This is a genomic window from bacterium (genome assembly GCA_030646995.1).
Taxonomy (GTDB): Bacteria; Patescibacteriota; Minisyncoccia; order UBA6257; family WO2-44-18; genus JAUSKF01.
Genome location: JAUSKF010000005.1, coordinates 93,673 through 115,471, shown reverse-complemented (window position 1 = coordinate 115,471; position 21,799 = coordinate 93,673). Strand labels below are relative to the sequence as shown.

Here is a 21,799-nt window from a genome sequence, read left to right as displayed (position 1 = left end):
AGAGCGCCTCCATTCTTATGAACAACTAAGGAGAAATTATAAAGTAATTTTGAAAATACGCAATGCGTTGGCGAAAGTTTTCTCGGCTACCTCCTCCACTGAAAGTCCTTTTAGCTCGGCGATTTTCGCCGCAGTCGCCGAAATATATGCTGGTTCGTTTCTTTTTCCGCGGTACGGCATTGGAGCAACATACGGCGCGTCAGTTTCCAGTAAGATATTCTCTATCGGCAAATATTTTATTACTTCATCATAATTTCGGGCAAAAGTGATCACTCCGCCGAAAGTAAAACTGAATCCTGCCTCTGCCATTTTCTTTGCGGCCTCCAACGAGCCCACGAAAAAATGACTAATCTTCCCACCGGAAAACTTTTCGGATTTCAAAATATCCAAAGCATCTAAATAGGCGTCATCGGTTCCTCGTGAGGGACGAATGTGCATCATCAGCGGCTTCCCAACCTGCTCGGCTATCTTAATCTGCGCGATAAACGCGTCGCGTTGAGTATTTTTGTCGTTAGTTGTTTCTTGTTTGTCGTTCGGTAATCTGTAGTAATCCAACCCACACTCCCCGATTGCCACCACCTCTGGCTGCTGGGCGATTTTTAATAAGTTTGACGCGTCAAACTTCTCTCTTTCGGATTCTGCCTGCTCTTTCTTGTCGTGATACCAAGCGCTGGCAAAATGATTCGGATGAAAACCCGCCGCGGCCCAAATTTCGCCGGGATATTTTTTTGCCAAATCCACGCCCGCCTGCGACGAAGCGGCCTGCGTGCCAACACAAAGCATCTTCACTCCCGCTTCTCTGGCACGCTTAATTACCTCCTCCCGATCATGATCATAAATAGGAAAGTGTATATGAGTATGGCTATCAAATAACTTAGGCATGCTCAATTCGTGGGAACAGGGGCGGACACTTTTTGGCTTTAAGGGTGCCGATACCGGTAACCTCTATGCAATCCAATATTTTTTTAGCGGTCTCCGGAAGAAATGGTTTCAAAAGATCAGCGACCTGCTCCAATATAAGTAGGGCGTGAGTGATTACTTTTTCTTTTCCGGCCTCCCAGGGCTTTTCATTGTTTACATAAACATCGCCGTAACTGATAAACCCCCAGATCGCCGCCAACGCTTCGTGAAACTTAAAATCCGAAACTTTCCCGGCTACAGCCGCGCGCACTTCTGCAGATTTCGCTAATATCTCTTTAACTTTCGGATCATTCACGTCCCCAGCCAACTCACCCGCTTTTTCTCCAAGAGCCAGTACCCGGGCGGAAAAATTACCCAATCCGTTGGCTAAGTTGGCGTTATAAACTTCTTCAAATTTTTCATAGCTAAAATCTCCATCATCAAATGGAGCGACTTCCCGCAAAAGATAGAAACGCACAGGATCAGTGCCATATTTCGCCACCAACTCCGCCGGATCAATTACATTGCCCACGGTCTTAGAAATTTTTTGTCCGTTTACATTCAAAAATCCATGCACAAAAATTGTTTGTGGCAGAGGCAAGCCCGCGGAAAGCAACATTCCCGGCCAGATAGCGGCGTGAAAGCGAAGATTGTCCTTCCCGATGACCTGCACATCTGCCGGCCAATATTTCTCGAAGATTTTCTCGTCGGAGCTCCCATATCCAAGAGCGGAAATGTAATTCACTAAAGCGTCAGCCCAAACGTACATAGTTTGGGTAGAATCTCCGGGAACCGGCACGCCCCAAGATAAATCCTTAGCAGGGCGAGAAAAGCTCACATCCTCCAAACCTTGAGACAACAACGACAAAATCTCATTCCTTCGCGATTCCGGGACAACCTTGAACGTTCCCAAATTTATTTGCTTTTCAATTTCTTTGGTGTATTTAGAAAGTTTGAAAAAATAATTTTCTTCCTCAATCACCTCCGGCGCCTTTTGATGGTCTTGGCAAATACCGTTAACCAAGTCTTTGTCGGTAATAAAAGCCTCGTGGCCGATGCAATAAAGGCCTTTATAAGCTTTTTTGTAGAGATCCCCCGCTTTTTCCAACTTGCCCCATAATTTCTGCGCTCCGGACCAATGACGGCTCTGGTCAGAGGTTCGAATAAAATCATCCCAAGAAAGATTCAAAACATCTTTCAACTTTTTAAACTGAAAAGAGTTCTTGTCCACAAATTCCTGCGGAGTTAACCCGGCCGCCTTCGCGCTGCGCACTATCTTAGAGCCATGCTCATCGGTGCCGGTCAAAAATCGGACATCATCACCGAGTTGGCGATGATAGCGCGCCAAAACATCGGCATAAACCGAATCAAGCACATTGCCGATGTGGGGAGCGCCGTTTACATAGGGTATGGAAGTTGTGACGTAAAACTTATTCATTGAAGTAATCGCGAATAATGCAAATGGAAGAATTAATAATGCGAATAAATATTAGCATTATTGGCCAAAATTCGCATTATTAGCGACTACTCGCCTAAAGGCCCAACCCTCTTCGCCTAGCCTTTGATTCCGACCAGTCATCCAAGAACTCCTGCAGCAACACCGCCGACGGGACAGCCAAGACAAGGCCAAGGAAACCAAAAACTTTCGCCCCAATCAATAGAGCAATCAAAATCACTACCGGCTGAAGCGCCGTAGTTAAGTTGGTGACAGCAGGGACAAGCACGTTGTTTTCTAACTGCTGAATAATAATAAATAGAATCAACACATAAAATCCAAGCGGAGCGGAATCTGTGAGAGCCACCAGGACTGCCAAGCTTCCGCTAAAGATAGGGCCGACATAAGGAATAAGCTCGAAGATACCGGCTAAAATGCCCAAAATGAGGCTATATTTGACCCCTAGAATCCAGAGTCCTAGAAATACCAGTAAACCTACAGCCAAGCTCAAAACCACCTGCCCAGCCAGCCAATTGCCGATTTTTTTCTTAATCCGGCGATACAAAAGCACGGTTTTACTTTCATACACCGAAGGCAGGATGGTCAGCAAAAACTTCTCTGCGCCGTCCTTGCCGACAGTAAGATAGAAAGAGAGCACGAAGACTGAAACAGTAGCGGTCAGGCCACCCAAGAACTTGGTGCCGATTTCCAACACCGAAGTACTGCCACTCAGCAACAAATTGGTAATTTTACCAAGCGCCTGGTTAACAGAGTCAATAAATCCGGAGGTATCAATGAAATCAAATAGCGTGCCGGAATACTGGCTTAAGCTACCCAAAAGCACATTCAACTCGGAAAGGGCTATCGGAACAACGGCATACGCCAAAAGAGCGATCATAAAAATTAATACGATATAAATAGCGAGGGTGCCCAACAAGCGAGGAATGCGGCGTTTTTCCATCCAAGTAACTATCGGGTCTAAGGCGGAAGAAATTATGATAGCCAAAAACAACGCGATTAAAATATCGCGAGCGACATACAGGGTGACAACAAGCAAAAGCATCATAACGACCTTCCACAAGCTACCCCAACTGATTGAGACTGCTTTCTGATCCATTTTTAACAATCTGCGCTACGTAATTTATAACGTAACGAAGCACATTTATATTATGCAATATAATACTAAACTTTCCAAGTTTTGGCAAAGGACTCCACCCCAATCTCTTCCCTCAACCCGCTTCGTTCGCTCCTGCGGCGAACTCCACTTGGCACTCGCGCTAATCGGGTTTTTGTTAAAGATATATTATACAAAAACCTCCTAGCCGATTAAGCTCGCTCGGGTTTCGGAGAAAAGATCGTAGTGTCGCTTTTGGTCGTAGGGCAAATTACTTTAAGGAACATGCCGGAGCTCCGCCAGCTTGGTCTCTTCAGAGTGGCGGAGCGAGGGAGAGGCAAATTTGCTCGCTGGAAGCAAATTATGCCGTTTCCGAGAAGTAATTGCCCGAGGGTACTAAAAGCGAGGTTAAAACTTCAAAATCTTTGCAAACTGCTCCTTGTCTTTATAGGGTCCAATCATCGCCAGATTCAACTTATCATTTTTGAAAATGTCTTTCGCCACCGCCACCACTTCCGCTTTTGTAACCTTGGCAATTCCTTTTGCGACTTCCGCCGGAGTCTTGGATTCTTTCTCTAAGATCTCCTGACCGCCGTAAAACATCGCCACTGCGTCGGAAGTTTCTAATCCCAACAACAACCGGCCCGACAAATGCTCTTTCGCATCCGCCAAATTCTTTTCGGTGATATCTCCCTTAGCAATTCGGGTCAATTCGCCCAAAATCGCCTTGATCACAATATCAATCTTGCTGTGTTCAATGCCCGCCGAGACGGCAAACATTCCATGGTCGGTTAAAGCGTCAGAACCGGCTTTCACATAATAAGCGGCGCCCAATTCTTCTCGCACTTTTTGGAATAAGCGCGAGCTCATTCCCCCGCCCAAAATATCACCTAGGATTTCCAACGCGTATTTCCGCTTATCAAACAAATTGTATGCCCGGACGCCCAGCACCAAATGGGTCTGGTCGGATTCTTTGAATTTGATAAAGATTTCCGGCTTAGCCTGCTTATCAATTGTTTTGAGTTTGCCGGATTTCTTTCCGTCGTGAATATTAGCGAAGTGCTTTTCGATCTTCGGCAAAATAGTTTTCGGGTCAAAACTTCCGGACACGATCACCGCCGTAGCGCTCGCCACATAATGCTCCCCCCGATAATCCAGCACGTTCTTTCGGGTAATCTTCTGAATGATTTCTTTCTTTCCGCCCACATCCCAACCCGCGGGTTGATCTCCATACATTAACTCCAGAAACAAATCCTGCACTTTGCGTTGCGGCATATCTTCATACATATTCAATTCCTCAATCACTACTCCTTTTTCTTTCTCTAATTCCTTCTCGTCAAAAATAGGATTCAGATAAAGGTCACTGACGGTTTCTAAAATAAGGTCGGTGTGTTTGGCGGCGGCCTTAGCGTAATAGCCAGTCCACTCCTGCGATGTGAAGGCGTTGTACTCCGAGCCAATTCTATCCAGCTCTCCGGCAATCATCAAAGCGCTGGGGCGCTTCTTCGTGCCTTTGAAGCAAAGATGCTCCAAAAAATGAGAGATGCCGTTGATGGCCTTGGCTTCGTATTTTGAGCCAGCCTCTACTAAAACCAACACCGTCGTCGCCGGATTTTCCTTTTCCGGAATCAAAACCACCCGCAAGCCGTTCTTTAAAACTTTTCTGATAAAGGGTTTAGACATATGGGTAAATTCTATCAGATTTTGCCCATTCTCTCACGGGTATTGCAAAATAGATTTAGATATGCCATAATGGCGTCGTTCGTGAAGTTCCTTCAAAACCCCAGGGAAAGGAGTCAAAAATGAAAGGTTTCTGGAAAGATCCGTACTGCCCGAACGCTCTTTCTGGTTTTACTACTGGCTTTTTGCTTATGCTAGGCATCATCTCATCCGAAGGAATCGTAGAGCAAACGGTTTTAATTACTGCCGGCGCGATGCTACTTCTGGTCAGCATTTGGGCAGAACACAAAACACGCCGAAAAGATCCGACCCCACCGGCCCCATAAGGGCCGGTTTTATTTCTCTAAACTTTTTCCTAAGTAATCCACAAGCTCGGAAATTTTGATCCTGTCCTGCTCCATCGTGTCGCGGTCGCGGACAGTAACGGCTTTGTCCTCGAGCGAATCAAAATCCACCGTCACGCAATAAGGCGTGCCGATCTCGTCTTGGCGGCGATAACGCTTGCCGATGCTCTGGGTTTCGTCGTATTCGCAGACAAACTTTTTGGCTAATTCTTCATAGAGGGGTTTGGCAACTTTCGCCAATTCTTCTTTTTTGGAAAGCGGCAAAATCGCTACTTTCACCGGAGCCAGCCACTTCGGAAAACGCATCACTACCCGAATGTCCTCCCCTTCCTCTCCCTCACTTTTCACTTTTAACTTTTCACTTTTTCCGCCGGAGGCGGATCCGCCTTTGGCGGAACTTTCTACTTTTTCTTCATGGTACGCCTCTAGCATCGCCACCAAAACCGAACGATCCACGCCCCAGGTCGGCTCAATGACGTGCGGCAAGAACTTCTCCTTCGGTCCGCCAGCCGGCGGATTCGGGTCGGTGTAGCGCAAATCCTGTCCGCTGAATTTCTCATGCTGGGTAAGATCAAAGTTCCCGCGGTAAGCCAAACCGTAAAGCTCTTTGCGACCAAAAGGATATTCATATTCAATATCCACGGTGCGCTTGGAATAATGAGCGCGCTCCCCGTCGGGAATCTCGGCATAGTGCAGATTTTTTTCGGAAACTCCCAAGTGTTCCAGCCAGGCCTTCATTTCGCCTAACCAATTCTCAAAATGCTTTTCCCATTCGGATTCTTTTACGAAATATTCAATTTCCATCTGCTCAAATTCACGGGTGCGAAAAATAAAATTGCCGGGAGTAATTTCATTTCGGAAAGCCTTGCCCATCTGGGCGATACCGAACGGCAGACGCTTACGCGTGGTGTCTAATACATTTTTAAAATCCACAAACATCGCCTGCGCCGTTTCCGGGCGGAGATAAACCGCACTTCCCTTTTCTTCGGTCGGGCCGATGTTCGTTTTGAACATAAGGTTAAATTGCTTGGCCTCCATCAGCTCACCACCACAAGACGGGCAGGGAATGACATTTCGAGATTTCGAGATTTCGACAGGAGATTTCGACATTTTGACATCAGATTTCGACATTTCGACAGGAGATTTCGACATTTTGACATCGGATTTCGAAATTTCGAGAGCGTCAGCGCGGAAACGCTCATGGCATTTTTTGCACTCCACCAACGGATCGGAAAAACCGGCCACGTGGCCACTCGCCTCCCAAACCTTCGGGTTCATCATCAAAGCGGCATCAATTCCAACTACATCGGTACGCTGGCGGACAAAGCGATTCCACCATTCGTCTTTAATATTCTTTTTTAATTCAGCGCCAAGCGGGCCGTAGTCCCAAGAGTTAGCTAAGCCGCCGTAAATTTCCGAGCCCGGAAAAATAAAACCTCTCCTTTTGCACAAGCTAAGAAGCTTATCCATCAGATCATTTCCTGTTTTTGCTTTTGGTGTCGGCATATTCTTTATCGTAAGTCGTTAGTCGTTTGTTTATTGTGTCACCACTCCCTGTCCGTTCACAGTCGGATCATCGGGCAATTGAGTGGTGATAGCAGAATCTTTATTAGTTAACTCCATACCGGTAAATTCATCAACCGCTTTTAGGCTGGTATCTTGAATAATCACCATCGTGCGATTCAAGTCGGCAGATGAAGGAACGGCCTCAACTTGGAAAATCGCCTCAACCGGCTTCCCGGTAATCCCGGAGGTGGCCACTACCTTGGGAACCTGCCAGATGACTTCTTGAGTGCGGTCGTTGCAAATCGGAATAGTAGAAACGCTACTCTTCGCTATTCCCGTGCATTTCACATTTCCGCCAAGAAATGCCCTTACCTCCACGTCTTTAAGATCGGTCGAATAATTAGTAATCGCCCAATGAATGGTGAAATTAGTCGGCTGATTAACTTTCGGCGGCATCGGACCCTTATTCAAAATCCCGGAGATGGCGTCGCGGAAAAAGGCCGACGCGGCTAATTCCACCCGCCCCTGTACTTTATTTTCAATACTCGCAAAGCTGACGGCTTTACCCTCGGAAACGAAATGCGGAACTGTGGGCGATTCAATCGTGCCCACGACCTTCAAGGTGAAATTCTTATCACTTAAACGCTTAATTGGATAAGCGCTCTTAGAACGGATCCGGAACTCTACGGAGCCGGATTCCGCTGGAGCGAGCGTCTGCAACTCAGAAACATTGGAGGCGTTCCAAGACAAGGTGCTATCGGAAGAACGGAAGGAGCCATTGGTGCTAAGGGTCCCAAGATCAAACATCACACCCGACAGCTGCGCCTTAACAATCACATCGCGCAAGCCGACATCGGTATTATTCACATAGCTAAGTTTGTAGGTCAGGTCTTCGCCAATTTTAACCAGCGAATCAGTATTCCCATTTAAAGTAATCTTCAATGAAATTGGCGAGGCGGCGATTGCGATAGCAGCGACGTTGGAACTAATCGGATATGATTGCCCGCTAAAGACCGATTCAATGGTCGCCCTGAGATCAAACAAAGCATCTTCGGGGCCGATAAGATTACCGGAGACCTTAAATTTCATATCCGAGCCTTTCCGTAATCCGCCCAAAACCCAAGTGTTATTGCCGATATCGGGGGGCAAAGTAGACTTGGCGAGGATAAAGGTGAGCGGGTAATCTATTTTTAATTTCAAATTATCAAGATCAATATCGGAATTATTTTTGAAAGAAATCTCAGCGTCGAAAGACTCCCCATTGAAAACTTTTTGCGGCGCAGCAATATCGAGAGTTAAACCGTAGCTTCCCACGGCAATATCTTTAGTAACTTCTTTTTCAAAACGGGAACTCAAGGAGCCGGAAATATAATTAGCTCCGACGGTAATCCGCTTGAAAGTATTTTCGCCGCTCAAAGCTACCAACTTGAAAGTCTGCTGACTCAAGCTGCCGGAACCAAGATTATTCAAATCACGGAAATCCAGGTTCTTTCCGACCGGTGAGCCCACGAAAGCTAGACCCTCGGGCAAAGTGAATGCCAATCGGACATTTTCCAAAATATTGGCCGAGCTATTGGAGATACCGACGCGAAGATCAAAAGGAATGCCGATAGATACCTCTTCCGGGGCAAAAACTTCAATTTCCAAACCCCGCGAAAATCTGGCGCGATAGGTCAAAAACCCGATTGCCGTCAGGCTCAGAAGAATTACCCCACCTACAATGAAAATGGCCCTACGATTCATTCCTTGAATTATAAGTCAAAATTAAGGAGCTTTAAAGACCGGCTCCACCGTTGCAGGCCGCCATGTCCTGCTGATATTTGCGTTGCGCCGCTGCGCGTCCTTCGTTCCAATCCTCTTCAATTTCCTTCTCATCTTTTTCATAACCAACCAGAGCCGCCACAATGAGAATATGCCGGAGATGAGGGTCGCCGACTAGGGCGGCGGCAATCAGCAAATTCCGACGCTTTTCCAAAGCAGCATTCAAATCATCATCGTGATTGTCATCCACGGCAGCGAACTCAGCGTCCCGATTGCTGGCGGCTTGGTTCGCGCATTCCTCGTCAACCACCACGCCACCGCCTTCGCCACCTGCAATCACCGGCGGCAGAATTACGGGCGGTTTATATGCGTCGCGTAATTTCTGTAACTGCCGCTCCAGCGCTGTCTGCGCGCTAGACTGCCGAGCCTGTAATTCCGCCAATTGCGCATCCTGCTCCGCACGAGACGCTTTTTGCTGCGCCAGCAACAAAAGAAGCTTCTGCCTTTCATCCAGATGCGTCTGCTGGAGCTGCAATACTTGTGGCTGCTGCAACACCGTCCCTTGCCCGCTAACAGTCTGGTCATCAAGCGAGCCGGTGGTTATCTCGTCATCTTGGCTAGACAACGCAACGCCAGTAAAGTCATCAGTTGCAGTGAGCGAAGAATCCTGAATCAGCAACATGTCCCTGTTTAAATCGTTAGTAGAAGGAACGGCCTCGACTTGGAAAATAGCCTCAATCGGCTTGCCGATAACGCCCGTGGTGGCATCTATTTTCGGCAACTGCCAGATCATTTCTTGAGTGCGCTCATTATAAAAAGGAATGGTAGCGGCGTTGCTTTTCATCACGCCGGTGGCCCTCACGTTGCCACCCAAAAAAGCCCTTACCTCAATATCTTTGACGTCGGTAGCGTAATTGGTAATTCGCCAGTGAATTGTAAAATTGGTCGGCTGATCAAGACGAAGAGGCATCGGGCCCTTATTTGTAATTCCTGATGCGGCGTCCCGGAAATACGCCAGCGCGTCCAAGTCCACTAAGCCCTGAACCTTATTTTCAATGCTGGCGAAACTTTCCGCCTTACCCTCGTTAACAAAGTACGGCACCGTCGGGGAATCAATGGTAGCCGAAACTTTCAAAAGAAAATTCTTATCGGAAGCCTTCTTAATAGGATAGTCTCTTTTAGCGCGGACATTGAAGCTAACTGAACCGGACTGGCCGGGGGCAAGATAAACCAGCGAAGGAAAGTTAGCAGCGGTCCAGGTAACAGAGTTATCGCTAGAACGGAAAGTTCCATTGGAGGAAAGAGTTGAAAGGTCGTACATTATGCCCGACAATTTAGCGCGGACTATCAAATCACGCAGTCCGATGTCGGTGTTGTTTACATAATTCAAGGTATAACGTAAATCACTGCCGGGGGCGGCGATATATTCATTGTCATTATTCAAATTAATCTTCAGCGTAATCGGGGCCGGAGCGATACCAATAGTCGCCGCATTCTTGTTGATTGGGTAGATTTCACCGGCAAGTAATGCCTCAACGGTCGCCAAAGAATCAAAAAACGCTCCATCAGGGCCAATCACATTGCCGGTAATTTTAAACTTAACCTCTGAACCTTTGAGCATATTGCCCAAAACCCAAGTATTGTTGCCGACATCGGGAGGAAGAGTGGCGCCGGACAAGGTAAAGGTGGGCGGATAATCAACTCTGACTTTCAATTCGCTTAAATTAACACCGGAAACATTTTTAAAAGATAGCTCAGTTTCGAAGGCTTGCCCGTTGAGAATTTTTTGCGGAGCGGCAATATCCATCTCAATTCCGTGCCCACCCACAGTAAGATTTTGGTCTATTTTTTTATCGAATTCGGCATCGAAATAACCGGAATCATAAATAGCATCGGCTGATATTTTTTTGAAGGTGTTTTCTCCGTTCAGGGCGATTAAAGTGAAAGTCTGCTGGCTGTAACCATTCCCACTAAGAGCGCCAAGTTCCCGCGAAACGGATTCTTGTGATATTGGAGAGCCAACAAACGCCAATCCGGATGGCAACTTCAACCACAGGCGGACATTTTTAAAAAGATTAGAGGATTTATTCGAAACTCCCACCCTCACATCAAAAGGAACCCCGATAAGCACCTTGGCCGGAGGCGCTATCTCAACCTCCATCCCTCGAGCGATACTCGCGCGATAAATAAAGAAACCAATAATCATCAAACTCACTACTACCGCTATGCTTAAAATTACAACGGCTTTTTTACTCATTACTATAATGTTAGCATTCTGATAAAAAATTATAGAGCGAAATGCAGCGGCCTACCGGACTGAACTAGGCAGGGATGGCAGGAATACTCAAGCTCTTTCAATAAAAAATGCGTCGGCTGACCGGATTCACAGGTGCGGCAGGAAGCAAATTGCGGGGCGAATCCCAATAAGGAAAGGATTTCTCCAGCCCCCAATTGTCCCCTTTCGATAAACGCCCATAATTCCGGGTCGGGATCACGCTCTACGGTCATATCCTTAAGCATCCGCAGACCGGCCATCGTTTTTGGAGAGATGGGCAGAAAGCCATCCGAGAGGGCATCCACCACCTGGAACCCCCCCAGTTCAATAATCCGAGCCCGGATGAACTTCCCCGGCTCCAAATGACCCGCTAGCTTGGAAGTGATTTTGCGGGAACTCTTTACTCTGGCAGTAATGCGACCCAAATCGGCGGAATATAAAACTACCCGGGAATCTAAGTCCCCGTAATCTTCTTTATCGAGAACGATGGCTCGTGTGTAATGCTCTATCATCTTTATTATTCTAACAAAAAGCCCACCATTAAACGGTGGGCGTAGGCGGATAAATTTCATCCAACAATTTTTCTGCCTGCAAGAAACTCATATCGATTGCTTTTTCAATGTCGCCCCTTTGAAAACTGGCCAACTCCAAGGTCGGGATAGAGAAGTCGGGACTGAAAAGGACCAATCGCCCCTTCCCCTGAAGTTTATCGACTCCTTTGGACAAAAAGGTGAGTATTCTGTCCACCAAGCCCAGCTTGGAAGAAAACTTGAACTCGGTGAACTTGTCGGGGTGATCCCTCAAAAAGTCATGGATTTTACCTTCTTCGTGATCACTCAGCACTCTTTGCGGTCCGGCAAAGATTCTCCGGAACCAATGGCTTTCGGGAAAAATTCGCGGCTCCGGATCGTCGTGCAACACTACGAAAAGAGTATCGAAATCGGCGAAGCGCTCCAAATGAAAACAGTAACCGTCGGAGAACCATTCACCCAAAATATTCACGGGTGGGAAGAATCCGGGCAAAGACGCAGATGCCTTGATGGCGTCAAGCAGTAAATGCGGGCCCCGATTCGGATTTTTAGGATTTTCCTTGTCAACCTGAAAGATCAAATCACGACTAGAAAAAACCTGCATGCGCCGCTTCGTTTCGTTATTGACTACCACCTCCAATTCAATAGGAGAATTAATAATCTTCACTGGATCCAGCTTGCCAATCAACCTCTTCAATCCGGCGTCACTAAACGGAGCATTGCTATTAAAACGTGTAATGATGTCCAGCTTGTTGAAAATCGCACTTGGATGGCCAGCCCCAATAATGCGCCAGTTTTCTTCCAAGGCCTCGATACCGGATTCAGCCAATTTAGCAGCATTCAAAGCGCCGACAGAAACTCCCTGAATCTTATCCGGGATTTTATTGCGTCTCCAAAGGGCTTTGTGAGGTCCGATAATAGAACCCCGGAAGCCGCCCCCGCTAATCGCCAATCCGATTTTTTCGGGCATCTTACCTCCTCCTTTCCAAGAAGTCCGCCTTTTTAAGGAACAGATAACTACCCCCTATGGTATAGAGCGGCGCTAGCTAGGTCAAGATAATTATTCCGCCTGAACTTTAATCTTTTTCGAGCGCTGACGGTTCAATTTAGGTAATTTAATAACCAAAACTCCATTCTTAATCGCGGCTTCGGATTTTTCTGCATCTACCTCCTGCGGCAAGATAATAGAGCGGGCGAAACGACCCCAATAGCACTCCTGATAAAAATAATCCTCATCTTTTATCCGACGATCTTTTTCTCTTTTGCCCTTAATAGTTACGGATTCACTGGTAATCGCGATATCCAAGTCCTCCGGCTTCACGCCGGCTATTGGGGATTCCAAGATTATCTCATCGGCGCTCTGATAAAGATCGATGGTAAGTTGGCCTTCGTCCTCATCGGTGAGATCTTCGGCAGTATCGGCGTGACGCTCCCGCACGGCGGAGCCCGATTTAACCAAATCAATCTCCGGCTCATCGGCCGCGATTGATTCCCCGCTTATAGTTTCTTCTTCGTTTATTTCTTCGTCTTCCATATTTTTACTTTATAACCTTATAACTTTTAATTATCCTTGGGTTTCTTCAGTTTTTCAAAATCATTGAGAACAAATAGCGCCATAAACATTAAAAATATTAACGGCAGCGCTACGGGCTCCGATTTAATTATAAGTGAGTTGAAAACTGCATGCAACAAAGTGGCAATGACCAAACCCAAGGAAATGGCCACGAAACGATTCCCGCCTTTAGCGATAGACCGCCCCCAATAGTAGCCGACGACAGCCGAAGCTAGACTATGAAGCAGAGTGGCGCCCACAAATCTAAGCGCCGTGGTCTCCAAAGGACCGGGTGATGCAATCGATAGAACATCTGATTGTAAGATAGAGGCAACATTCTCTACTGTGGCGAACCCCAATGCCGCCACGACCATATACACCATTGCGTCAATCGGTTCATCAAATTCTTTCCTCTGGCTAACCACCAAATACACCGCCAAAAATTTAAAAATTTCTTCCGCCGCCCCCAATAAAAGGAAAGAGGACAGGCTATAGGTATGTAGGCCCTGCCCAGTAGTCCAGTCGTTGATAATAATCTGGAACTGCAATACAAAAACAGTAACCAGTGATCCGGCGATAAAAGTGTAAAGTATCAACTTCTTCGGCTCGGGATGGCGCGAGTCCTCCTTTAAATAAAAGGCGAGCCAAGCTAGAGCCGGAATTGTACCGAGAGTGATTAATAGTATCGTGGTGAGCATTATTCCGCGGCAATCAGGGCGGAATCCTTAGCAAAGAGCTTTTGATAGAGCTCTTCGGTGATGAACGGCATAAACGGGTGCAATATCTTCAAAACGTCCATCAGGAGGCCGCTTAATATCAGTTTAACATTTTCATCGGTGCGATCTTTTGAGGTTTCTATGTATTTATCAGCTAAATCGTGCCAGACGAAGTCGTAAATCTTGTGCAGAGTTTGTCCGAAATCATACTCCTGGGTCCCCTTTTCCACTTCTTTCTTCAAAATTTCCAGTTTTTCCAAAATTTCCTTGTCTTCAACATGTTCAACGCGTTGAACATCTAAATTTCTCGGAACAATACCTACGCCATGAATATACCGGGCGATATTCCATAGCTTGTTAGCAAACTTCTTGCCGCCAGCTAGGGCGGTTTCGTCCCAGTGAATGTCCTGATTGCCCATCGCCTGCCAAATTATGCCAAACCGGGTCGCGTCGGCGCCGTACTTATCTATCAAACCGATTGGGTCAATGCCGGTTCCTAGGCTTTTAGACATACGCTTGCCATCTTTGGTGAGAATTGTGCCGTGGATCAAAACATCCGGGAAAGGAGTCTCACCCATAAATTCCATTCCCGAAAAGATCATCCGCCCGACCCAAAGATTGATAATATCGCGGGCGGTGATTAAAACACTCGAAGGATAAAATTTCTTTTGATCTTCCTCGGAAAGCCCGGCGAATGGCCAAAGCGCGGAAGAAAACCAGGTATCCAAAACGTCTTGAGATTGCTCCATCTCGCAATTTCCACATTCCGAGCATTTTGCAGGCTTTTCTTCCGAAACGACAAACTTCAATGGATCAGTTTTGCAAAAATAAACCGGAAGCTGATGCCCCCACCAAATTTGCCGGGAGATACACCAATCTTTTATATTCTCCAGCCAAGAAATATAAGGCTTAGAAAAATTCTCCGGAATAATTTTGGTTTTCCCTGACTGCACGGTTTCCAATGCCGTCGCGGCAAGATCTTTCATCTTCAAAAACCACTGGTCGCTTAAAAGCGGTTCAATGGGTGTGGCGCTCCGGTAACAAATTGCTAAGTTATGAGTGTAGTCCTCGGTCTTAGCTATCAGGCCAAGTTTTTCCAACTCCGCCACCACCCTCTCGCGCGCCTCAGCGATCTTCAGTCCTTCAAAATCTTTTCCGGCCTCGGCGGTCATTTTCCCTATTCCGTTGATTACCGGAACAAAAGGCAGCTTATGTCGCTCCCCTATTTCAGCATCCAGCAGATCATGCGCCGGCGTGATCTTCACCGCGCCCGTCCCGAAAGCCATATCAATTTTTTCGTCCGCGACAATCGGAATCTCGCGATTCTGGATCGGCAACAAAACTTTTTTGCCAACTAAATTTTCATAACGCTTATCTTTCGGGTTCACGGCAACCGCCGAATCGCCCAGCATCGTTTCCGGCCGAGTCGTCGCAACGATTATGAAGTCGCTAGTCGTTTGTCCTTTGTCGTCAGTCAGTGGGTACTTAATTTGCCACAATTTTGTTTTCTCTTCTTTATATTCAATTTCCAAATCCGACAAAGAAGTCTGACAAGCGGTACACCAACTAACCACTCGCTTGCCGCGATAAATTAAATCTTTTTCGAAATAATGAATAAAAACTTTTTTTACCCAGCCGGCATATTCGAGGTCCATCGTGAAACGGGTCCGCGACCAGTCCGCGGAAGCGCCGAGTTTTTTTAACTGACTGATAATAATATCTCCATATTGTTTTCTCCACTCCCAAACTTTTTCAATAAACTTTTCGCGACCCAAATCCCAGCGGCTAATGCCTTCTTTTTTTAAATTCTTTTCAACCACGCTTTGCGTAGCGATACCGGCGTGATCGGTGCCCGGAAACCAAACTGTTTCATAGCCACGCATCCGATGATAGCGAATTAAAATGTCGGAGATGGTCGCGTTGAGTGCGTGACCCATATGCAAAGAACCCGTCACGTTCGGCGGTGGCAAATGGATGGCGTAAGTTTTCCCAGTCGCTAGTCGCGAGTCGCTAGTCGCTGGCTTAAAATACCCGCCGTCCTCCCACATTTTATAAATGCGGTCTTCGGTGGCTTTCGGGTCGTAGGCCTTTGGCAGCTCTTCAGACATTGGAATCATTATAAGTTAGAAATTGAGAAATTAGAAATTGAGAAAATTGGCAAATAAAAAACAACCCCGACAGGAGGTCGGGGTTATGGGTAGAAAGAAATGAACTGTCTGTGTAAGCAGCGCCTACACGTGATCCGTCGTTTGTGTCGACGGCAATTAGATTTTTATTATCGATGAGCTATTTATTAATTTACAGTATTAACAGAAGCGCGCAAGTGGAGTTATCCACACCCGGTGCCACAACCTACTTAAATATTGCGCGACATAAAGCAGTTTTAATCAGGAAATCAGGTTAATTAGGTGGCGTGCTATCGTTGTGGCACTGGGCACAGTCAACTTCAAGCGACCGGGTAGAGCAGGCGCTCCTCTGCGAATTTTTCCCCACCCAAAGGCATTTTATCGATTATTTTAGAGCCAAAGGCAAGAACGGCACCCCGACCGATAGATAGCTCCCGATCGGCAAGCTCACACCCGACGCACTGAATCCGCCTCGGATTCTCTTTGATCTCCGCCAACGAAGGAGACATCAGTTGAAGAGCGGTGATTGCTTCTTCGCAACTTAATGCATAAACGAAAAAGCGATGCTCACTCAAAACCCACATGAGGCTTCCTATGTAAGAAGACTGAACAGCGTTCGCCGTCATCTCACCGTGAATCGTGCCTTCTCCTTCGGATACCGTCTCCACTCCTTGGCAACGGAAAGAAATTTCATACCTCTTCAGAAGATTGATTGGCATTATCACTCGCCTCTTCCTTAAGAACGAACTGCCGAATACTTTACCACAGAAAAATATCTTTACAAGCTAAGGTTCGAGTTGGCGCGCATCGGATATTTTTTCCCGCGCAATTTGGCAATGTAGGCGGCGGCGGCAATCATCACCGCGTTATCGGTATTGTATTGAAAATCCGGCACAAAAAATTCCCGCCCCAATTTCTCAGTTTCTAATTTCATAATTTCTCTTAATCTCTTATTCGCCGCCACCCCGCCGGAAAGCAAAACTGATTGCGCGCCAAACTCTTCCGCGGCGCGCATAGTTTTTCCAACCAGTGTATCGATAACGGCTTGCTGGAAGCTTGCAGCGACATCGGCAACTAATGACTGACGGCTGACGACAAATGGATGATCTCGCAAATAATATAGAACTGAAGTCTTCAATCCGGAAAAGCTAAATTCATAATTTTTTCCGCCAGCTGGCGGATTCAACATCGGCCTCGGAAAATTTACCGCTTTCGGATTTCCATTTTTCGCCAGCCTCTCAACTTCCGGTCCGCCCGGATACTGAAGGCCAAGCAAGCGCGCAACTTTATCGAAAGCTTCACCGGCAGCATCATCGCGAGTCTCGCCAAGATTTTTCCATTTCTTTAAAGAATCCATTTTGATGACCATCGTGTGTCCGCCACTGACCACGAGCGCGATTGCCGGGAATTTAATCTTGTCATTGCGAGACCACGAAGGGGTCGTGGCAATCTTACTTAAATTTTTGTTAGATTGCTTCGCCGCACTCGCAATGACGCTATGCGGCAGCCAATTAGAAAAAAGATGTCCCTCCATATGATTTCCGCCAACCAACGGCTTGCCGGTTTCTTTCGCTAAACTTTTCGCAAATTCAATTCCCGCCCACAAAGCCGGCTCCAGACCCGGACCAACGGTAACTGCGATTAGGTCAAACTTTAGCGACTTGTGACTAGCGACTAGCGACTGGTAAATTTTTGGGAGATTTTTTATATGCTCGCGCTTTGCCAAATTCGGAACTACGCCGCCGAATGGGCGATGAATAGCAATCTGCGAAGAAACAATATTTTCCAAAACTTTAATCCGCCAGCCGGCGGAGCGGTTTTTCAATAGTGGGTTGCCCTTGCAATCCACCAAGGCCATCGCAGTCTCATCACAAGATGTTTCTATCGCTAAAATTTTCATTGGTAGTCTCGACGGGAATCGAACCCGTGTTCTGCCCGTGAAAGGGGCATGTCCTAGCCACTAGACGACGAGACCATATTTTACTTGAACAAATCTTCTCTTGCCTTGGCGTTTCTTTTCAAGAACAACTCTCGCTTGCGCGCCGATGTTTTATCCAAGAATTCTTCTGAATATACGCACCTCCATGGACGATAAGCCTTAGTTGACCGCACTTCACCGCTGTTATGCTCAGAGAGCCTGTTTTTAACATCGGCGCTCGTGCCTATGTAATGCCTTTTATATTCTAAACTTTCCAGAATGTAAAGATAATACATATATGTGCCGTGTCCTCCGAAGGAGGATCCGCCTCCGGCGGAAAAGGGGGCTGTCCTAGCCATTAGACGATGAGGCCATAAGTGCCGCCATGCGGCGACTTTGTTCGCCTTATAATACTATAATATAACGCGTAAATAAAGTGCTACAATATTTGGATGAACACTATTTCATTGTTTCCATTATTCACCGACTGGGCCTTACTCGCGCTTCGCATAGTAATTGCCGCCATATTTCTGGCTCACGGCTGGCCGAAGATTAAGGATCTTAAACAAAACGCTATCAATTTCGGAATGATGGGTTTTAAACCGGGCGCTTTTTGGGGCACGATAGTCGCCTTTGTAGAAGTTTTTGGCGGATTAGCGGTTTTGTTAGGAATTTACTTGCCCATCATCGGAATTCTGCTCGCCATCAATATGTCGGTTGCCGCGCTTTGGAAAAAGAAACAAGGAATGAAACTAATCAACGGATATGAGCTTGATTTGGTTTTACTCGCTTCGCTTTTGGTCCTAGCTACAGCCGGTCCCGGATTCTACAGCATCCAAAACTACTTTGGCTGGTAAATCTTATTCTAGGTGAATTTTGTTTTGAAACTTGGCAAGCTCAGCCTTCAAGGGCGGATAATTGGAAAGGGTGTAGTCTTTTTTTATCAACACTTCAGCGGAGGCGCGAGCGAGCTTAATTATCGCAATATTGTTTAGTGAACGCATTGCCAAGTCAGGAATGCCGGTCTGTTTATCGCCGATAAATTCTCCTGGGCCACGAATAGCCAAGTCCTGCTCGGCAAGCTCGAAACCGTTTTTCGCTTTAATTAAGGCATCTAACCTTTGCGCAGTAGAGGCGGATTCAGAATCAGTAAATAGCAAACAATATGATTGATGCTCTCCCCTGCCGACACGGCCGCGGAATTGGTAAAGCTGGGCCAAGCCGAAACGATCCGCGCCCTCAATCATCATTATGGAAGCATTCGGCACATCTACTCCCACTTCGATAACGGAGGTGGATACCAAAAGATGGGTGCGGCCGGCCGCGAAGTCGGCCATTATTTCTGCCTTTTCTACCCCCTTCATCCGGCCATGCAACATCGCTACTCTCAAGTCAGGGAAGATAGTTTTTGATAATCTCTCATATTCTTCTGTCACATTTTTCACGTCCGCCCAAAGATTTATTTTTTTCTTGTCACCAACCTTCGCCACTTCCGGCTTTTCCGCCTCTTCAATTCTCGGGCAAATCACAAAAGCCTGCCGGCCTTTTTTAACCTCTCCGCGAATAAAATCATAAGCCTTCTTCCGGTTTAATGGCGGTATAACTTTAGTAACAATTTCTTTTCTGCCTTTGGGCATTTCATCAATAATCGACAAATCCAAATCTCCGAATAATGTCAGCGAAAGCGTGCGGGGTATCGGCGTGGCGCTCATCGAAAGGAAATGGACGGTAGTTGTTTCGCCGGTCCGCCAGCCGGCGGTCCGCCGACTGGCGGATTCTTTTTTCACCAAAGAGGCGCGCTGGTCCACTCCGAAGCGGTGTTGCTCATCCACGATTGCTAAAGCCAAGTCATTAAAGATGAGGGACTTCTTACCCTTCACTTCGGAAATCAGGGCGTGGGTTCCCAAAATTATTTTTATCTTGTCCTGCGCTATTTCCTCCAGAAATTTCGGCCTAGTCAGCTTGCTCTCCATCCCCTCGCCATAAAATGCCCTCGACTCACTGCCGGTGAGAATTCCGATTCCAATCGGATAGTTTTTAAAAATAGCGCAAAGAGTTCTGTAATGCTGGCGCGCTAAAACTTCAGTCGGCGCCATAAAAGCGGTTTGTTTTCCGTTTTGCGCAGACATCAAAGCGGCCACTGCGGCGACTACGGTTTTGCCCGACCCGACGTCTCCCTGCAGTAAACGGTTCATCGGATTGGGCTTCGCAAGATCATGGACGATCTCATCTATGCTCCGATGCTGGGCGCCGGTCAACTCGAAAGGAAGTCTGGCGATGAAATCAGTAATAGCCGATTTATCTATATTCAGCGGCGGAGCTTTTTCTTTGGCAAGCAGCATCCGGTTTCGTAAATTCATCAATTGAATCAAAAAGATATCGGCAAAAGCAAACCGCTCACGGGCCTTTTCCGCCTGCTCAATTTTTTTGGGGAAATGGATATTTTTCAACGCAGAAGCAACACTCGGCATTTCCGCCTGCAGTAAAACTTCTTCCGGCAAAAAATCAGGGATAGATTCCAAATTTTTCAAAAGCGCTCCAGTCAAAAATCGGATGCCTTTTGAAGTGAGTCCCCGAGTCTCGGGATAGACCGGAATAAGACCGGCGGTATGCATAGTCTCGGTAGTATTTTGGAAAAGTTCGTAAGTCGGACTTTGTAGAAATATCTCATCATTAGACATCGCAACTTTACCGGCAAAATTAACCCGCCGGCCGGGCATTAATGCTTTTGCGATAAATGGCTGGTTAAACCAAATGGCTTTGATGCCGCCAGTCTCGTCGGCCACTAGAGCCTCTACGATTACCATTTTCTTCTTCCAAGAACGACGAGTGGACACCTTCTTAACCACTGCGCGGACGGTTGCAGATTGATTAACTTTAAGATCAGCAATCTTAGCTACGGTCGAAAAATCATCATAGCGAAACGGAAAATGCCACAAAAGATCCTTGACGGTCTTTATCTTAAGCTTATCCAGCTTATCGATAAACTTTTGCCCGATTCCATTAATCTTGGCGAGTTCGGTTTCTAGGCGCAACATTGTAAAGTTTGCCTATATTATAACATGTCTGGGAAAAAATCAACTATAAGAAAGCCCCCGTTTTATCGGGGGCTTTGCGTCTGGATTTAATACCCTTTGTCCGTTCCCCCTACCGCCCCAGGGCAAAAGCGACGGGGTTTGTTATGAGGCGCACACTTTCCTCCTTTTTCGAGATGGCGTCCTGTGGACGCCCACGCTGGGGTTAGCCGATCACCCGGCCTGCCTACCGTAGGTAGGCTAGTATTCGGGATTCATCCCGAGCCAGCTTTCACGTGGAGCCGCCAGTTCGCGAACCTGACGAACCTGCTCGCGATCCAGATCGCCGAACCGCAGAGCCCGGTTGGGGCTCTTACCAGAACGCTTCCTGCTGATCGCCGCCCTTTCGGCGCTGGCAATCTTTCGAGTCTTGAGCTCGTCACGGAATCGATCGCCCTGCATGGTTCTCTCCTTGGGAAAATGGGGTTGTTTGATTAAAGGACTACCAACGAATCTTACGTTTAATGATAGCATAGATGGGTCTACTTTGTCAAGGGCTGGGAAAATAGGTTGGTAAAATAGAACGCCCCGAGCTAAGCTCGGGGCGGTTGCCCACTTTCGGAGTGGGCGTCCTTTTTTGCGCTGGGCGCTCGCCCGGCTAGCGATAGGCGGGGGGTTAAGAATTCTGTCCAAATCCGCGCTTCTCAATTAACTAACCGGGCTTTATTGCACCGTACGGATAACGACCCATAGTCGCACCTCCGATGGTTAGAGTTTGGCTAGTGGTCCGCCGCGCGTCCCTTGAGGGGATGCGGCCGGGGCTAGCAGTTTCGCTGGGTCGCTGGTCGTCCTCTGTGGGTACGGCGAACATCTGGATCTCTTTCGAGATCCTTTTGTTGTTAGGCCTTTACGGGCTACAACCCAATCT

General features: G+C 47.1%; 19 protein-coding genes and 1 tRNA gene. 2 read left to right on the top strand and 18 right to left on the bottom strand.

Annotated elements, in window-relative coordinates; all coding sequences use genetic code 11:
- Positions 1-36: 36 nt before the first annotated feature.
- The 4 genes from Q7S83_03145 to Q7S83_03130 all read right to left on the bottom strand — a co-directional run bounded on the left by Q7S83_03145 (position 37) and on the right by Q7S83_03130 (position 5,132).
- Positions 37-882: a TatD family hydrolase gene (locus Q7S83_03145; GenBank protein ID MDO8467110.1), complete on the bottom strand. Its 846-nt coding sequence runs from the start codon at positions 880-882 to the stop codon at positions 37-39.
- Entirely contained in the window at positions 875-2,338 is a 1,464-nt protein-coding gene (gene metG / locus Q7S83_03140; GenBank protein ID MDO8467109.1) for a methionine--tRNA ligase, read from the bottom strand. The genes Q7S83_03145 and metG overlap by 8 nt, the downstream gene beginning before the upstream one ends.
- A 94-nt stretch (positions 2,339-2,432) precedes the next feature.
- On the bottom strand, positions 2,433-3,452 hold the full coding sequence (locus Q7S83_03135; GenBank protein ID MDO8467108.1) for an AI-2E family transporter: 1,020 nt from the start codon (positions 3,450-3,452) through the stop codon (positions 2,433-2,435).
- 405 nt (positions 3,453-3,857) lie between these two features.
- Positions 3,858-5,132: a pitrilysin family protein gene (locus Q7S83_03130; GenBank protein MDO8467107.1), complete on the bottom strand. Its 1,275-nt coding sequence runs from the start codon at positions 5,130-5,132 to the stop codon at positions 3,858-3,860.
- A 119-nt stretch (positions 5,133-5,251) separates the two neighbouring features.
- Here Q7S83_03130 and Q7S83_03125 point away from each other — a divergent pair, with 119 nt between their 5' ends.
- Positions 5,252-5,455 (top strand): hypothetical protein, encoded by a 204-nt coding sequence (locus Q7S83_03125; protein ID MDO8467106.1) that lies wholly within the window; start codon positions 5,252-5,254, stop codon positions 5,453-5,455.
- 9 nt (positions 5,456-5,464) lie between these two features.
- Here the strand turns inward: Q7S83_03125 and Q7S83_03120 are convergent, their stop codons facing one another.
- The 12 genes from Q7S83_03120 to Q7S83_03065 all read right to left on the bottom strand — a co-directional run bounded on the left by Q7S83_03120 (position 5,465) and on the right by Q7S83_03065 (position 18,216).
- Positions 5,465-6,979 (bottom strand): glycine--tRNA ligase, encoded by a 1,515-nt coding sequence (locus tag Q7S83_03120; protein ID MDO8467105.1) that lies wholly within the window; start codon positions 6,977-6,979, stop codon positions 5,465-5,467.
- Between the two features lie 30 nt (positions 6,980-7,009).
- Positions 7,010-8,722 (bottom strand): hypothetical protein, encoded by a 1,713-nt coding sequence (locus Q7S83_03115; GenBank protein ID MDO8467104.1) that lies wholly within the window; start codon positions 8,720-8,722, stop codon positions 7,010-7,012.
- Positions 8,723-8,753: 31 nt separating this feature from the next.
- Positions 8,754-10,997, bottom strand: a complete 2,244-nt coding sequence (locus tag Q7S83_03110) for a hypothetical protein (GenBank protein ID MDO8467103.1) — start codon at positions 10,995-10,997, stop codon at positions 8,754-8,756.
- A gap of 29 nt (positions 10,998-11,026) precedes the next feature.
- A complete protein-coding gene (locus tag Q7S83_03105) occupies positions 11,027-11,527 on the bottom strand; it encodes a recombination protein O N-terminal domain-containing protein (GenBank protein MDO8467102.1) in 501 nt (166 codons plus the stop codon).
- 28 nt (positions 11,528-11,555) lie between these two features.
- Entirely contained in the window at positions 11,556-12,515 is a 960-nt protein-coding gene (locus Q7S83_03100; GenBank protein ID MDO8467101.1) for a patatin-like phospholipase family protein, read from the bottom strand.
- Between the two features lie 90 nt (positions 12,516-12,605).
- Entirely contained in the window at positions 12,606-13,079 is a 474-nt protein-coding gene (locus Q7S83_03095; GenBank protein MDO8467100.1) for an Hsp20/alpha crystallin family protein, read from the bottom strand.
- 26 nt (positions 13,080-13,105) lie between these two features.
- Positions 13,106-13,795, bottom strand: coding sequence for a PrsW family intramembrane metalloprotease (locus Q7S83_03090; GenBank protein MDO8467099.1), 690 nt, complete (start codon positions 13,793-13,795; stop codon positions 13,106-13,108).
- On the bottom strand, positions 13,795-15,921 hold the full coding sequence (locus Q7S83_03085) for a valine--tRNA ligase (GenBank protein ID MDO8467098.1): 2,127 nt from the start codon (positions 15,919-15,921) through the stop codon (positions 13,795-13,797). Before Q7S83_03085 ends, Q7S83_03090 begins: the two co-directional genes overlap by 1 nt.
- A 338-nt stretch (positions 15,922-16,259) precedes the next feature.
- The gene (locus Q7S83_03080) at positions 16,260-16,658 is read right to left on the bottom strand and encodes a hypothetical protein (protein ID MDO8467097.1); all 399 of its coding nucleotides are present in this window, start codon (positions 16,656-16,658) and stop codon (positions 16,260-16,262) included.
- A gap of 59 nt (positions 16,659-16,717) precedes the next feature.
- Positions 16,718-17,839 (bottom strand): tRNA (adenosine(37)-N6)-threonylcarbamoyltransferase complex transferase subunit TsaD, encoded by a 1,122-nt coding sequence (gene tsaD, locus Q7S83_03075; GenBank protein ID MDO8467096.1) that lies wholly within the window; start codon positions 17,837-17,839, stop codon positions 16,718-16,720.
- Positions 17,840-17,914: transfer RNA gene (locus Q7S83_03070), tRNA-Glu, on the bottom strand.
- 5 nt (positions 17,915-17,919) lie between these two features.
- The gene (locus Q7S83_03065) at positions 17,920-18,216 is read right to left on the bottom strand and encodes a GIY-YIG nuclease family protein (GenBank protein MDO8467095.1); all 297 of its coding nucleotides are present in this window, start codon (positions 18,214-18,216) and stop codon (positions 17,920-17,922) included.
- A gap of 93 nt (positions 18,217-18,309) precedes the next feature.
- On the opposite strand from Q7S83_03065, the gene Q7S83_03060 reads away from it, so the two are divergent.
- A complete protein-coding gene (locus Q7S83_03060) occupies positions 18,310-18,714 on the top strand; it encodes a DoxX family protein (protein MDO8467094.1) in 405 nt (134 codons plus the stop codon).
- Between the two features lie 3 nt (positions 18,715-18,717).
- Here the strand turns inward: Q7S83_03060 and recG are convergent, their stop codons facing one another.
- Positions 18,718-20,895: an ATP-dependent DNA helicase RecG gene (gene recG / locus Q7S83_03055; protein MDO8467093.1), complete on the bottom strand. Its 2,178-nt coding sequence runs from the start codon at positions 20,893-20,895 to the stop codon at positions 18,718-18,720.
- 237 nt (positions 20,896-21,132) lie between these two features.
- On the bottom strand, positions 21,133-21,405 hold the full coding sequence (locus Q7S83_03050; protein MDO8467092.1) for a hypothetical protein: 273 nt from the start codon (positions 21,403-21,405) through the stop codon (positions 21,133-21,135).
- Between the last annotated feature and the right edge of the window lie 394 nt (positions 21,406-21,799).